The sequence below is a fragment of the Blautia sp. 1001283B150304_161114_C9 genome, from assembly GCF_015668165.1.
GTDB lineage: Bacteria > Bacillota > Clostridia > Lachnospirales > Lachnospiraceae > Blautia_A > Blautia_A wexlerae.
In genome coordinates this window covers 45,339-58,917 of the sequence record NZ_JADPGO010000015.1, presented here as the reverse complement: position 1 = coordinate 58,917, position 13,579 = coordinate 45,339, and the positions used below count along the sequence as shown (strand labels likewise).

Here is a 13,579-nt window from a genome sequence, read left to right as displayed (position 1 = left end):
TGTTTTATCCAGTCAGAGTCATTTGTCAGAGGGAAAAAAGGACAGTTTTGCAAGGTCTTTATTTTTGTATGAAAAAGAAAACATTGAAATTGTTTTGACGGGCGTACAATTGAAAAAGAAATGCATTGATTTTCGGGCAATGTCTGATAAAATATTAACCAGAAAAAACAAAAGAACAGATTTTCAGGAGGGAAAATAAATGAACTATAACAGATTAGAAAACAGTCTGATCGATGTGATCAAAGAGGAACAGGCGAAGCTTGGATATATGAAGGAGAAGATCAGCCTTTATTATCCGCTCAGTTCCCTGAATCATTTCTTTGGCAATAAGACGGATGCTGCAGGCATGATAGAGATTTTAAAAGATTTTCCTTCTTATATAGAAGAGAAATTTGGTGAAGTAGCAGTATCACACAGAGGAGATCGTTTCTGCTTCACTGTTTCGGAAAAAGCTTCCGAATATGTACATAATAATATGAAAGAGAATGAATTTATCAAGGCATTGATCGAACTGGTTGGCAGACATGGATGTACGATAGAGGAAATTAAAGAACTGTTCCATTCTTATTCAGATAAAATCATTACTGAACCAATGGATAACGAGGAGTTTGATGTGATGATCCGCTTTGATGACGGATCAGATCCTTATTATTATTGTTTTAAAGATGAAGGATGCCATATCATTTACCACAGATTTCTGCCGGAAGACTATGCAGATTTTGGTTTTTGATAAGAATGGGTGAAAAATTTTCCAACTGTTGGATCGGCAAAAATATATGTGACATTTGCGACAAAAGTATGTTATTTTTTTGTCAAATATCAACAAAAATAAGTCGAAATTCTATATTGACAGATAGTCTCAATAATGGTAATTTTTATTTGATTTAATGTTTTCATTTATAGAAACAGGTAACATTTTATTACATTATTTTACAGGAATAAAATAGATAAAATTGAGTTGACAGTTTGGAGGGAAAGATTAAATGAGAAAAACCAAAATTATCTGTACAATGGGACCGTCTACTGATAAGGGCGATGTTATGGAGCAGCTTGTGAGAGAGGGAATGGACGTAGCACGTTTCAACTTCTCACATGGACCTCACGATGAGCAGAGAGGCCGTATCCAGAAACTGAGAGAACTTCGCAAGAAATATGACAGACCTGTTGCAGCACTTCTTGATACAAAGGGACCGGAGATCAGACTTGGATGCTTCAAGGATGGCAAGGTTTCTCTGGAAGAAGGACAGATATTTACATTTACAAATAAAGATATTGAAGGAACTAATGAGTGCGTAAGCATTACTTATAAAGAGCTTTATAAGGATGTGCAGCCGGGCGGACATATTCTGGTTGATGATGGACTTGTAGACCTGGAGGTTCAGGACATCGCAGGAAAGGACATTGTCTGCAAGGTTATTAATGCAGGTGTGATTGGCGACAGGAAGGGTGTCAATGTTCCGGGTGCAAACCTGAAGATGCCATTCATCAGTAAAAAAGACCATGATGATCTTCTCTTCGGTATCCAGGAAGGATTTGATTTCGTTGCAGCATCTTTTACACGTACTGCAAACGATATCCGCGAAGTAAGAAAAATCCTGAAAGAAAACGGCGGTGAAGAGATTCAGATCATTGCAAAGATTGAGAACCAGCAGGGCGTTGACAATATCGACGAGATTATTGAAGCAGCAGATGGCATCATGATCGCCAGAGGTGACATGGGTGTTGAGATCCCGCCGGAATATGTACCTGTTATCCAGCAGAAAATCATCCAGAAAGTTTACACAGCAGGAAAACCGGTTATTACAGCAACACAGATGCTTGACTCCATGATCTCTCATCCGAGACCAACCCGTGCAGAGGCTACAGACGTTGCCAATGCGATTTTCCAGGGAACAAGTGCAACTATGCTTTCAGGAGAAACCGCAGCCGGTAAATATCCGGTACAGGCACTTCAGATGATGAGCCGTATTGCAGAACATATGGAGCAGAATATTGATTACAATACAATCTTTAAGAAAACAGACAGAAATGAGAATCCGGATATTACAAATGCAATCGCACATGCAACCTGCCTGACAGCAATCGACCTGAAGGCCAGTGCAATCCTTTCAGTGACAAAATCCGGAAGTACAGCTCATATGATGTCCAAACACAGACCAGGATGTCTGATCGGTGCATGTACAAGCTCTGAGAGAGTTCTTCGCCAGCTGAATCTGTCCTGGGGTGTTTACCCGATGCTGATCAAAGAAGAATACAGTTCTGAGATCCTTTGCCTGAGAGCAATCGAGGCAGCACAGAAGCATAAACTTGTAAAAGTTGGTGACACTATTGTATTTGCCGGTGGTGTACCGCTTGGAATTCCGGGAAGAACAAACCTGATCCGCGTCTGCACAGTAGAATAGTGGAGCAGGTTATGAAACGGTTAGTCATAAAAAATAAAAGAAAAATCTGGCTCTGGTTTCTGTTTATCGTGCTTCTGATCCTGGCATGCAGGGCTGCGTATGTCACGGGAAATAAGAATATGCAGATAAGAGACGAGGCAGTAGAGGAACAGCAGGTAGAGAATGTAGTGGGACAGGATAAAGTGGAGAGATTATGCTGAATCAATTTTCGAGAACTGAGCTTCTTCTTGGAAAAGAAGCGATGGATAAACTGGAGAATGCCCGTGTGGCAGTATTTGGAATCGGAGGAGTTGGAGGTTATGTATGTGAAGCATTGGTCAGAAGCGGCGTAGGGGCCTTTGATCTGATCGATGATGACAAAGTATGTCTGACGAATCTTAACAGACAGATTATTGCCACCAGGAAAACTGTTGGTCAATATAAAACAGAGGTAATGCGGGACAGGATCCTGGACATTAATCCGAAAGCAGATGTGAGAATCCATAACTGTTTTTATCTTCCGGAGAATGCTGCTGATTTCGATTTTAGTGAGTATGATTATGTGGTAGATGCTGTGGACACAGTGACTGCAAAGATTGAACTGATCATGCGTGCAAAAGAGGCAGGGACTCCTGTTATCAGCAGTATGGGTGCAGGAAATAAGCTGGATGCCAGTGCATTTCGGGTGGCAGATATCTATAAGACGAAGGTGTGTCCGCTGGCGAAGGTTATGCGCAGAGAGCTGAAGAAGCGTGGTGTGAAGAAACTGAAGGTTGTTTATTCAGAGGAACAGCCGATCAGACCAATTGAAGATATGGCAATCAGCTGCAGGTCGCATTGTATTTGTCCTCCGGGTGCCGCGCATAAGTGTACGGAGCGCAGAGATATTCCGGGTAGTGTGGCGTTTGTGCCGTCTGTCGCCGGGCTGATTATTGCAGGAGAGGTTATTAAAGACCTGACTGCGGAGTACAGAAGATAAGAAGTGTTTATTTTGAGATGTGTATGGTGTCAGAAATGGTATGGTGCACATCTTTTTTTGCGGGAAATATTTGGAATCGGATGGGGGTATTACTTTTTGGATTTTATAGAATTGTTATAGGGAAAAAGTCAAAATAATATAAAAATTTATGGGATTTTCAAAAGATAATGAAAGAAAAAGGAGAGAATCTGTGATACACTGTCATTATTGACGGATAAAAATCTATTAGAACTGTGGAGATATAGAAGTTTGGTGGATCAATGTCTGAATGATGTCAGCTCAATAAATTTCAGATTGGAGGATATAACATCGGATGAAAACAAATTACAACAGAACAGTGCAGTTCTGTGCATAGTTTCCTATCTGATGATCGCATTTATCCCGGTACCTGCGTTGGGAATCCTTGGATGTGCGGTTTGCGGTCTGTCTGTAGGTATTATGTGGCCGGGAACCTTCAGCATGGCGGCTGCCTCAGTAAAGCGTGGCGGAACAGCCCTGTTTGCCCTCCTTGCCCTTGCTGGAGATGTGGGATGCTCATCCGGACCAACTTATGTGGGGATGATCTCAGGAGCACTGAATGATAATCTGAAACTTGGAATCTTTGCGGCACTGATTTTCCCTGTGTTGATGATAATGGGGATTAAGATGATTGGAAGTCTGCAAAAATATGATTGAGATATATTAAAAAGTATGGAACGATTAATTTTTCATATTGATGTAAACAGCGCATTTCTTTCCTGGGAGTCAGCCAGAAGGGTAAGCCAGGGGCTGCCGGATCTCAGGGAGATTCCCTCCTGTGTGGGAGGAGATCCAAAGAAACGGACAGAGTACACACGCTGTTCCCGGACGAAATACCGGAGAAAATGTGGCCACTTCCTGTCCGTAACCTGTTATTTCTGGGAAAAGCCTCCGAGCAGAAGCTTCTGAATCAGGGAATCCGTACTATTGGTGATCTGGCAAGGGAACGGGAAGCAAATGTACAGCTCTGGCTTGGAGAAAAACCAGAGCACAGATGAAAAATGAAGACAGACAGGAAGAATAAAAGCGCAGAGATGATACTTTTTCTCTGCGCTTTTATAGCGGACTGTTATACATATTTCAGAAATTCTTCATCCTGGATCTGGGAAGTATGGATGGCATTTTGGATAGCCTGAGCCATGACTTCTGCGGCGAGAGTTCCTGCCATATTGATATCTACAGAAACATTGCCAATGCTGGCAGCATAGATGGAATCACCGTCAGCCATAGTTGCTACAGGATTGATGCATCTGGCATAGGCACAGCGGGTCATAGAGGCAATTTTATTCAGTTCAGCCTTTGAAAATGCCCCATTGGTGATTACAGCTCCGATGGTGGTATTGCCGGTAAACTGGTCATGAGGTGTCATAAAGCGGTATAATTCGTGGACACTGTCCAGAAACCCGCTTCTGTCAGGTGTTTTCAGCCCTGCAATTTTCTGACCATTTTGTGGACTGAAGATATCTCCCAGTGCATTGACAACGACAATTGCGGCCATCTGGAAATTTTTCACAGATACAGCGGCAATACCAAGACCTGACTTCATGGATTGTTTCATACCGTAAAGTTTTCCCACAGTTGCACCGGTACCTGCACCGATATTTCCGGTTCTGGTATCTGTTCCTGCAAATGCCTGACGGCAGGCTTCTTCGCCCATTTTTGCAGTTGGACGTATTTTAGGATCTCCGTAAGAGAGGTCATAGATACAGGACTGGCATACAAGAGGAACCAGGGCTGCACCGGTGTTATAACCGATATTTTGTGATTCCAGATAGTTCATCACACCGTCAGCAGCAGCCAGTCCATAGGCAGAACCTCCGGACAAGACAATAGCATTGATGGGATTGTCGGCAGTGACAGGAGAGGTGAGAGGAGTTTCTCTGGAAGCAGGACCGCCTCCGCTTATATCGCAGCCTGCTTTTGCTCCATTTGGAAAATAAAGAACAGTTACACCGGTCTTCGCATCATGGTCAGAAGTATGGCCGATGCGTAAATTTGAAAGCTCTGTAATAGAAATCTCTTTTAGTAATGACATAAAAATCTCCTTTTGATAAAAAAAAACCTGACTACAGTGACAATGTAGTCAGGGATTTTTAGTGAACCTTCCGGAACAGCAGAATTAAAAGGCTGTTCTTTTAAAGATTATGCACGTTTCAGCGCCACAGAAAGTGCCTTGGAAATGATGCTTCCCACTACAAAGCAGAAGCCCGCTTCGATCAGTCCCTGAACGCCCACAAAAGCAGCAACGAAGACAACAGGATTGCTTACTCCAAGACTGGAAACAATACCTTGAATGTAATCTGTGTTGTAGAAGAAGAGACATAAAAAGCCCATGAAGAAGAAAGTATTCAGTAACGGGCATGCCAGTGAAGCAACGTAATAGGAAAATTTCTTCGCCGGTGATTTATATAATGCTGCGAAAATAAGTCCTGTGATCCATCCTTCCAGCACACGTGCCACGATACATACAATAAAAGTGCCAAATGGATTAATGTTAAAAAGTGCGGCAGCGAAAGCTGAACTTCCTGTGACAGCCATATAGAAGCTGGTTGCACCGAAAGCAAGTCCGCATACAGCACCACCTTTCGGTCCGAGGATGATAGCTCCTACAGCTACCGGGATGGTGAGAAGAGTGATGGATAAGCCGGGAGTACGAAGGTAGCCCAGCGGGGTAAAGGACATGAGCAGAATAATGGCAATCATCATAGCCAGCTCTACCATGTAAAGAGTGCTGCTTCTTTTTGCGGCAGCTGTTGTAGTAGTTGTTGTTGTGTTCATATGAATTCTCCTTTTGGTCTGATAAAACGGCGCAATGCGTCCCCTGCTTTTCAGACAGTTTAGAGTATGGGGATCAGGCGTTATGAAAAATATGCATCAGAACAAAAGAAAAATTTCCGGTGTGTAGACGCCTTACAGGTCGCCTCACAAATTTAACCAGACTGTGAAGTGGATGACTTTATCCACCAGACTGTCAGATGTGGAAATCAGATGCATTTTCTTTCGAATAACGCTCCCGTAAACAATAACACATTTGATTAAAAACTGCAATATTTTATAGTATGTTTGAAAATAAATACAGGATATAGAGGTGTTTCTATATCCTGTAAAAAATATTGATTATGAGATTTAGCGTTCCATCATGCTGATGGATTCAATTCCAACGCTTCCACCGCGTACCACTTCAATTCTGTGGAATTCTTCCTTGATCAGTTTAACAACTGCATCATTCTTGGTGGCTGTCTGGACAAATTCCAGAAGCAGACTGTCTTTGCCATAGTCAATGACTTTTGCCTTGAAGGTTTCTGCAATCTGAAACAGTTCTGCTTTATCTTCCCTGGAGCAGTTGAAAACCTTGATGTAGAGAATTTCTTTCATTCTGACAAATACATTTGTGAAGTCGATTACCTTGATAACCTCGATCATGCGGTTTAATTGTTTTTTGATCTGTTCAAAGGTTTTATCATCGCTGACTGTTGCGATAGTCATTCGGGATACTGTAGGATCCTCGGTGGTTCCTACAGTAAGACTGATCTATCACGAGATATGTAAATGGTTAAGTGAGCTTTGTTAATTAAAATATACTAAAATATTGTCTTTTTTGACAAGAAATTATAGAAAATAAACAAAATAACACAATGCAAAAAACAATGCATAAAATAAAAGAATGTCCCTTTGAGGAACATTCTTTTAACGTGTCTGAAGGAAAACTTTTAATCTGGGAAGCTGGTTGTTAAGGATAAGAGTTTCCGGAAACATGAGCTGGTGAACGAATTCTTCGGCATAGGTGAAATCTCCAACATGTTCTTTTCCGTGGCTGTCGCTGGACAAAATAACAGGAAGCTGATATTTCTGACAGAGATACAGGATTCTGGCTGCATTGGCTCTTGTGTCTCCCCGATATCCTCCGGGTGCGAGGGAAGCTTCGTTTATTTCAAAAATAACATTTTCCCGTAAAGCTGCTCTTGCCAGCGTTTCATAATCTACAGGGAAATGTGTATCGTCGCAGTGGCCGAGTATTTTTACAGCAGGATGTTTCATTGCATTGATGTAAGCTTCTGTATTCTGAGATACAGAGCCTGAACGGTAGTTCTGCCGATGCATACTGATGATAGCGTAATCCAGGTTGTTCAGCAGTTCATCTGACAGATCTGTATGTCCTGCACTGTCCAGGATGTTTAGTTCAACTCCGTAAAGAATATCTATGCCGAATCTTTTTCTGGGATAAAAAGGAAGGCTTCTGAAATAAGAAGAAGTTCCGGAAGCCAGAGTTCCCGGGCCGTGGTCAGAAATCCCAAGGAGTTTCAGTCCTTTTTTGCTGGCTGCTTTTGCCATGTCAGAGATGGTACAGGTGGTTCCGTGACCGCTGGCGATAGAATGTGTGTGGATGTCAGAAAGATACATTGTTTGTCTCCTTTCCAGAGCGGTTTCTATATATGATAAGAGCCTTACGGAAGATGCAAAGCTGCTGTTTGATGGTACATTCGTTATATTCAAGTATGACAGATGAGGATTTAAATGTCAATGAGGAAACAAAATAAAAACAACTGAAATACAACAAAAATCAAATAAAAAGCAACACAAATAAACGGCTGATACATGTTAAATTATGTTGACTTCGGGAAAATGAGAAGGTATAATGGAACTATATGAAAACACGGGGGCTTATTGCTGATCAATGACAGCGATAGCACTGTTTGCTTATGTGTAGACAGTTACTTCATGAGAAAGGAGTAACATGGAAAAATTTCAAACATCAGACATTCCCGGAATTCTCTTATGAATGGCTGGAGGCTGAACTGGATACTGGTATGATTCCACAAATATGGACAGCGAAGAAATTGCTCCTAACCTTTATGACTAATCGATAAGTATATATCGAGAGGAAATGAATCCTCAGAATTAAGTAAAAAAAGTTACCGGGAACAATGTGACCGGCAGCGAAATACAGACGCCGCACTGCCGTATGGCAAGTGCGGCGTTGTTGTTCAAAACTCTGATAGCAGAGTGAAATCAAACAAATATAAATACAGTAACAGCTCAGACAAGATGATGCAAATAAAGACACTTTTTTGGACAAACGAGGTTCTTACCTTGGAGAGCAGATCAGGGTAAAATGAAATCATCAGATATGAAGAGCGCAATTCATATATTGGAGGAAGAACAGTGAAAAGTATGGAACGATTAATTTTTCATATTGATGTCAACAGTGCATTTCTTTCCTGGGAATCAGCCAGAAGGGTGAGCCAGGGGCTGCCGGATCTCAGAGAAATTCCTTCCTGTGTAGGAGGAGATCCAAAGAAACGGACAGGTATCGTGGTTGCCAAATCTATCCCTGCAAAAAAATACGGGATCCAGACCGGCGAGCCAGTAGCCATGGCTCTTCGGAAATGTCCCAATCTGGTGATCGTTCCCAGTGATTTTGAATTATACGATAAATGTTCCCGGGCATTTAAAGCAATCTGTGCTTCTTTTGCACCTGTGATGGAATCTTTTTCCATTGATGAGGTATTTCTGGATATGACAGGTACTTCTCTGATCTATCCTGACCCTGTAGCTGCTGCTCATGAGCTGAAAGACAAGATTCACAGAGAGCTGGGATTTACAGTAAATGTGGGAATTTCTACTAATAAGCTTTTGGCAAAGATGGCATCAGATTTCCAGAAGCCGGACAGAGTACACACTCTGTTCCCGGATGAAATTCCGGAGAAAATGTGGCCTCTTCCTGTCCGTAACCTATTGTTTCTGGGAAAAGCTTCCGAGCAGAAGCTTCTGAATCAGGGAATCCGTACCATCGGTGATCTGGCAAGAGAAAGAGCATCCAATGTGCAGTACTGGCTTGGGGAAAAAACGGGACATCAGCTATGGCAATATGCCAGAGGTATTGATGATTCCCCTGTAAAAGCAGTGCCTGATGAGGCAAAAGGTTTCAGCGTGGAAACTACTTTTAACGATGATATTACTTCCATAGAGCAGGTGTTTCCCATACTTTTGGAGCAGTGTGATGTTCTGGCAACCAGAATGCGCAGAAAAGATAAGAAATGCAACTGTATTTCCGTGACTTTCCGTACTTTGGATTTCAGAAACCGTTCACACCAGACAAAGCTGGAAAATGCTACAGATCTTACAGATGAAATTTATATAAATGCTACAAGACTTTTTAAAGAATTCTGGAAAGGACAGCCGCTACGTCTGATTGGTGTGGCACTGACAGGCCTTACAGATGGCACTTATGAACAGATGTCTCTGTTTGAAGATACAGAAAATAAAGAACGCCGCAGAAAGCTGGATGCAGCTATGGATGAGATCCGGATGAAATTTGGAAATGATAAGATCACCCGTGCCAGTATTATGAACAGCAATACACGGATTGGGCGAAAAGCGAAAGCACAGATGAAAAACGAAAAGACAGAAGAACCGTAAGTAAAGGGAGGACTGAGCATTAAGAATAATGCGACAATCCTCCCTTTATAAAAATTTCAGAAAAAGTTTTATCGTTCCATCATACTGATAGATTCGATTCCTACACTTCCTCCACGTACCACTTCAATTCTGTGAAATTCTTCCTTGATCAGTTTCACTACTGCGTCATTCTTGGTTGCTGTCTGGACAAATTCCAGGAGCAGGCTGTCTTTGCCATAGTCAATGACCTTTGCCTTGAAGGTTTCGGCAATCTGAAACAGTTCAACCTTATCTTCTTTGGAACAGTTAAAAACCTTAATATACAGAATCTCTTTCATGCGGACAAATACGTCTGTGAAATCAATAACCTTAATAACCTCGATCATACGGTTCAACTGTTTTTTGATCTGCTCAAAAGTTTCATCATCACTGACAGTTGCGATAGTCATTCGAGATACTGTGGGGTCCTCGGTAGTTCCTACAGTAAGACTGTCCAGATTGTAGCTTTTTCCGGAGAAAAGTCCGGAGATTTTGGACAGAACACCTACCTGGTTCTCAACATAGAGAGAAATCCATCTTTTTTTCATTCCTTTATCCATAATAATTTTCCTCCTGATCAACAGTCCATAATCATATCTTCTAGAGTTCCGCCTGGTTTGATCATAGGATAAACCATTTCCTCAGGGTCAATGATAAATTCAATTACTGTAGGTGCCTTTGTGTTCTTTTTTGCTTCCTCGAAGGCTGCTGCAATTTCCTCTTTCTTTGTGACACGGATTCCTTTTGCCCTGTAGCTCTCTGCAAGTCTGATGAAATCCGGTGTGTACTGTGGATATTCCATGCCTTCAGTGCGGCGGGAAAGTGCTCCTGCGCGCAGATTGGTCATAGCATAGCGTTTGCCGTAGAAGAGTTTCTGCCACTGGCGTACCATTCCAAGGTATTCATTGTTAAAGATGCACAGGATAACAGGAAGTTCTTCCAGAACTGCAGTTGCAAGCTCCTGAATGTTCATCTGCACACCGCCGTCACCGGAGATAACGATGACAGGTCTGTCGGGATTTCCGATTTTGGCTCCGATGCCGCCTGGAAGACCATAGCCCATTGTTCCCAGACCACCGGACATGATCATCTGTTTGCCCTCTGTGATTTCCGCATACTGGGAGACAAGCATCTGATGTTGTCCTACATCTGTTACGATAATACTGTTCTCAAACTGTTCGTTGATCTCTTTCAGGATATCCATCGGACTTAAAAGATCATTTGGACGCATTTTAAGCGGATGCTCTTCTTTCCAGTTTTTGATCAGGTTAAGCCACTTGTCCGTTGAACATTCCTGGACGTATTCGTTCATTTTGGTGATAGCCTCTTTTGCATCAGCAACAATGGGGATATCCACCTGAATGTTTCGGGAAATGGATGCTGTATCAATATCAATGTGGATAATCTGGGCATGTGGTGCAAATTCATGAAGTTTTCCGGTGATTCTGTCATTGAATCTGGTTCCGATGGAGAACAGCACATCGCAGTTGCTGACTGCCATGTTTGCTGCATAGGCACCATGCATGCCGAGGTTTCCGATATAAAGCGGATGGTCAGTAGGAATGGAACCTTTGCCCATTACGGTTGTGACAACCGGTACTTTTGTCTTTTCCACTACTTCCCGGAAAATTTCATGGGCACGGGAGATTATTACACCGCCGCCTGCCAGGAATAAGGGACGTTTTGCTTTATTTAAAAGTTTGATGGCACGTTTGAGCTGGCCGATGTGGACATCTGTGTTTGGTTTGTATCCGCGGATGTTTACATTTTTAGGATATTCAGCGCTGCCAAGTTCTGCCATTACGTCCTTTGGAAGGTCAATAAGGACAGGTCCCGGACGGCCGGTGCGGGCAATGTAGAAGGCTTCTTTGATGATACGTCCCAGGTCTTCACGTTTGCGGACAGTAACGCCGTATTTGGTGATGCTTCTGGTGATTCCTACGATGTCTACTTCCTGAAATGCATCGTTGCCGATGAGGTGGCGGGCTACCTGGCCGGTGAAGCATACAAGAGGTACGCTGTCATAGTTGGCGGTTGCAAGTCCTGTTACAAGGTTGGTTGCTCCGGGACCGCTGGTTACCAAACATACGCCGACTTTGCCGGTGGTTCTGGCGTAGGCGTCGGCTTCGTGGACAAGGGCCTGTTCGTGACGGGGGAGGATGATTTTGACATCGTCCTGTTTGTAGAGTTCATCACTGATGTCGATGGTACAGGCTCCGGGGTAGCCGAAGAGGTATTCTACGCCTTCTTCTTTTAAGGCTTTGACTAAGAGTTTGTTGCCGGATATTTGTTTCATATTTGGGTAAACCTCCTTTGTGTATGTGTATAGGACGCTCGGAAATTTATTTGTTTTCGGGTGCGGTTTCGGGGTTTAGGAACTCTAAGTGTCTGAAAATCTGCTAAAACCGTTCAGAAAAATCTCAAACTCGCCGCGGATGCGGCTCAGACAGTGAGATTTTTCTGAACAACGCAGATTTCCAGGCACTAAGAGTTACTACGACTCCTGCAAATGCACCCGAAAACAAATAAATTTCCGAGCTGTGTATTGGCGAATACAGGGTGGGGCAGAATGGCGCTGCGCTGATTCTGCCGAGTGTGGGGTGGCGGGTTTGATGTGACAGATTAAAGCAAGCACGAACGACTTTTTGACCCTGATATCTAAATATAGTAAAAAACGCCCTGGGCTTGTTTGCCCAGGGCGAAAATGTTTCCGCGGTACCACCTGTATTCAGAGTCTGGCTCTGCACTTTGTCAGTACTGATATACTGTGTTCCTGTAACGTGGAACTGACGTTGAAGCCTACTTGGCATGTCCGTTCAGGTCTTGTGGATCAGACGAGATATGCGGTTTGGTTCACTGCTCGGGGGCTACTTCCACAATTCGTTCACGAAAGCTCGCACCGACCGCTTTCTCTCTGTGCTTCCCGGGGTTGTGTACTCCTCCCTGTCATGGCATTTGGCTGATATAGGGATATTCATTGTCCGAATAGGTGGACAAATGTTTTCTTGGGTTACATTATACATTTGGAGAGAGGAAATTGTCAACCGGGTTTTGGATAATTGCTATAAAATTTATGTTCTTGAATGAATTTTGGCTACGTTACTGAGAACGGAGTGAACAGTAATGTAATTGACAGATTTCTATATTGCTGATATAAAAAAGAAATAGTACAGTTGTTTGGAAGGAGGAAACATATGGATTATTTATCGAATAATGTGGCGGTGAATCTGAAGAGGATTCGGAAATCCAAGAGTATGAGTCTTGATCAGGTGTCTGAGCAGACGGGGGTGAGTAAGAGTATGCTGGCTCAGATTGAGAGGGGGACTGCCAATCCTTCTTTGGGTGTGCTGGGGAAGATCACCAGTGGTCTGAGGATTGAGTTTCAGGAGTTGATACAGCCGCCGAGAGTGGACTGTTGTCTGGTGACACCGGCAGAGCTGGTTCCCACCAAGGAGGTAGCAGGACAGTACAGGGTATGGACCTGTCTGCCTTATGAGGATACACGTCTGGTAGAGGTGTATCGGATCGAGGTGGAACCGGGTGGTGTTTATATCAGTGGCAGTCATGGGGAGAAGACAAGAGAATATCTGGCTGTTATGGAGGGTGTGCTTACTCTGGAATGTCATGGTGAGAAGTATGAAATCCACAGAGATCAGGTGTTTAAGTTTGAAACGGATCAGGAGCATGTCTATCGGAACACAGGGAAGGAGAAAGCCTGCTGTACCTGTTTCTTTCTGGATTATCATTAATACAGTTGCATCAG

General features: G+C 43.0%; 13 protein-coding genes, 1 pseudogene and 1 other annotated feature. Of the genes and pseudogenes, 8 read left to right on the top strand and 6 right to left on the bottom strand.

Annotation, left to right across the window (positions count from 1 at the left end; all coding sequences use genetic code 11):
• Positions 1–199 precede the first annotated feature (199 nt).
• From I4V44_RS09505 to I4V44_RS18545, 6 genes are all read left to right on the top strand, one after another.
• Positions 200–730, top strand: a complete 531-nt coding sequence (locus I4V44_RS09505) for a DUF3877 family protein (protein ID WP_008706821.1) — start codon at positions 200–202, stop codon at positions 728–730.
• A gap of 253 nt (positions 731–983) precedes the next feature.
• Positions 984–2,402, top strand: coding sequence for a pyruvate kinase (pyk, locus tag I4V44_RS09500; protein ID WP_118617277.1), 1,419 nt, complete (start codon positions 984–986; stop codon positions 2,400–2,402).
• An 11-nt stretch (positions 2,403–2,413) separates the two neighbouring features.
• On the top strand, positions 2,414–2,602 hold the full coding sequence (locus tag I4V44_RS09495; RefSeq protein ID WP_055059860.1) for a hypothetical protein: 189 nt from the start codon (positions 2,414–2,416) through the stop codon (positions 2,600–2,602).
• On the top strand, positions 2,596–3,360 hold the full coding sequence (locus I4V44_RS09490; protein WP_055052637.1) for a tRNA threonylcarbamoyladenosine dehydratase: 765 nt from the start codon (positions 2,596–2,598) through the stop codon (positions 3,358–3,360). The genes I4V44_RS09495 and I4V44_RS09490 overlap by 7 nt, the downstream gene beginning before the upstream one ends.
• A gap of 249 nt (positions 3,361–3,609) precedes the next feature.
• Positions 3,610–4,035: a hypothetical protein gene (locus tag I4V44_RS09485; RefSeq protein ID WP_330610626.1), complete on the top strand. Its 426-nt coding sequence runs from the start codon at positions 3,610–3,612 to the stop codon at positions 4,033–4,035.
• A gap of 188 nt (positions 4,036–4,223) precedes the next feature.
• On the top strand, positions 4,224–4,376 hold the full coding sequence (locus I4V44_RS18545) for a hypothetical protein (protein ID WP_008706810.1): 153 nt from the start codon (positions 4,224–4,226) through the stop codon (positions 4,374–4,376).
• 71 nt (positions 4,377–4,447) lie between these two features.
• On the opposite strand, the gene I4V44_RS09475 is transcribed toward I4V44_RS18545, so the two are convergent.
• The 4 genes and pseudogenes from I4V44_RS09475 to I4V44_RS09460 form a co-directional block, all read right to left on the bottom strand.
• Positions 4,448–5,413: a P1 family peptidase gene (locus I4V44_RS09475; RefSeq protein ID WP_173720945.1), complete on the bottom strand. Its 966-nt coding sequence runs from the start codon at positions 5,411–5,413 to the stop codon at positions 4,448–4,450.
• Between the two features lie 107 nt (positions 5,414–5,520).
• The gene (locus I4V44_RS09470) at positions 5,521–6,156 is read right to left on the bottom strand and encodes an ECF transporter S component (RefSeq protein WP_055153341.1); all 636 of its coding nucleotides are present in this window, start codon (positions 6,154–6,156) and stop codon (positions 5,521–5,523) included.
• 348 nt (positions 6,157–6,504) lie between these two features.
• Positions 6,505–6,906 (bottom strand): annotated as a pseudogene (gene ilvN / locus I4V44_RS09465) (acetolactate synthase small subunit); the annotation flags it as partial.
• A gap of 159 nt (positions 6,907–7,065) precedes the next feature.
• Positions 7,066–7,779, bottom strand: a complete 714-nt coding sequence (locus tag I4V44_RS09460) for a phosphatase (RefSeq protein ID WP_118520268.1) — start codon at positions 7,777–7,779, stop codon at positions 7,066–7,068.
• Between the two features lie 771 nt (positions 7,780–8,550).
• Here I4V44_RS09460 and I4V44_RS09455 point away from each other — a divergent pair.
• Positions 8,551–9,798, top strand: a complete 1,248-nt coding sequence (locus I4V44_RS09455) for a DNA polymerase Y family protein (protein WP_196002654.1) — start codon at positions 8,551–8,553, stop codon at positions 9,796–9,798.
• A gap of 68 nt (positions 9,799–9,866) precedes the next feature.
• Here I4V44_RS09455 and ilvN (I4V44_RS09450) read toward each other — a convergent pair whose 3' ends face one another.
• Together ilvN (I4V44_RS09450) and ilvB are read right to left on the bottom strand one after the other, a co-directional pair.
• Entirely contained in the window at positions 9,867–10,376 is a 510-nt protein-coding gene (gene ilvN, locus I4V44_RS09450; protein ID WP_022381366.1) for an acetolactate synthase small subunit, read from the bottom strand.
• A gap of 17 nt (positions 10,377–10,393) precedes the next feature.
• Positions 10,394–12,112, bottom strand: a complete 1,719-nt coding sequence (gene ilvB / locus I4V44_RS09445) for a biosynthetic-type acetolactate synthase large subunit (protein ID WP_196002653.1) — start codon at positions 12,110–12,112, stop codon at positions 10,394–10,396.
• Positions 12,113–12,507: 395 nt separating this feature from the next.
• Positions 12,508–12,775: a binding site (T-box leader), on the bottom strand.
• 235 nt (positions 12,776–13,010) lie between these two features.
• Between ilvB and I4V44_RS09440 the strand changes: the two genes are divergently transcribed.
• Positions 13,011–13,565: a helix-turn-helix domain-containing protein gene (locus tag I4V44_RS09440; protein WP_008706796.1), complete on the top strand. Its 555-nt coding sequence runs from the start codon at positions 13,011–13,013 to the stop codon at positions 13,563–13,565.
• Positions 13,566–13,579 lie beyond the last annotated feature (14 nt).

Bases quoted from the DNA above. Each gene is read 5' to 3' on its own strand.
- I4V44_RS09440 (WP_008706796.1), top strand. From the start codon at position 13,011: ATGGATTATTTATCGAATAATGTGGCGGTGAATCTGAAGAGGATTCGG.
- I4V44_RS09495 (WP_055059860.1), top strand. From the start codon at position 2,414: ATGAAACGGTTAGTCATAAAAAATAAAAGAAAAATCTGGCTCTGGTTT.
- pyk (WP_118617277.1), top strand. From the start codon at position 984: ATGAGAAAAACCAAAATTATCTGTACAATGGGACCGTCTACTGATAAG.
- I4V44_RS09475 (WP_173720945.1), bottom strand. From the start codon at position 5,413: ATGTCATTACTAAAAGAGATTTCTATTACAGAGCTTTCAAATTTACGC.
- I4V44_RS18545 (WP_008706810.1), top strand. From the start codon at position 4,224: ATGTGGCCACTTCCTGTCCGTAACCTGTTATTTCTGGGAAAAGCCTCC.
- I4V44_RS09455 (WP_196002654.1), top strand. From the start codon at position 8,551: ATGGAACGATTAATTTTTCATATTGATGTCAACAGTGCATTTCTTTCC.
- I4V44_RS09470 (WP_055153341.1), bottom strand. From the start codon at position 6,156: ATGAACACAACAACAACTACTACAACAGCTGCCGCAAAAAGAAGCAGC.
- ilvN (WP_022381366.1), bottom strand. From the start codon at position 10,376: ATGGATAAAGGAATGAAAAAAAGATGGATTTCTCTCTATGTTGAGAAC.
- I4V44_RS09490 (WP_055052637.1), top strand. From the start codon at position 2,596: ATGCTGAATCAATTTTCGAGAACTGAGCTTCTTCTTGGAAAAGAAGCG.
- ilvB (WP_196002653.1), bottom strand. From the start codon at position 12,112: ATGAAACAAATATCCGGCAACAAACTCTTAGTCAAAGCCTTAAAAGAA.
- I4V44_RS09460 (WP_118520268.1), bottom strand. From the start codon at position 7,779: ATGTATCTTTCTGACATCCACACACATTCTATCGCCAGCGGTCACGGA.
- I4V44_RS09505 (WP_008706821.1), top strand. From the start codon at position 200: ATGAACTATAACAGATTAGAAAACAGTCTGATCGATGTGATCAAAGAG.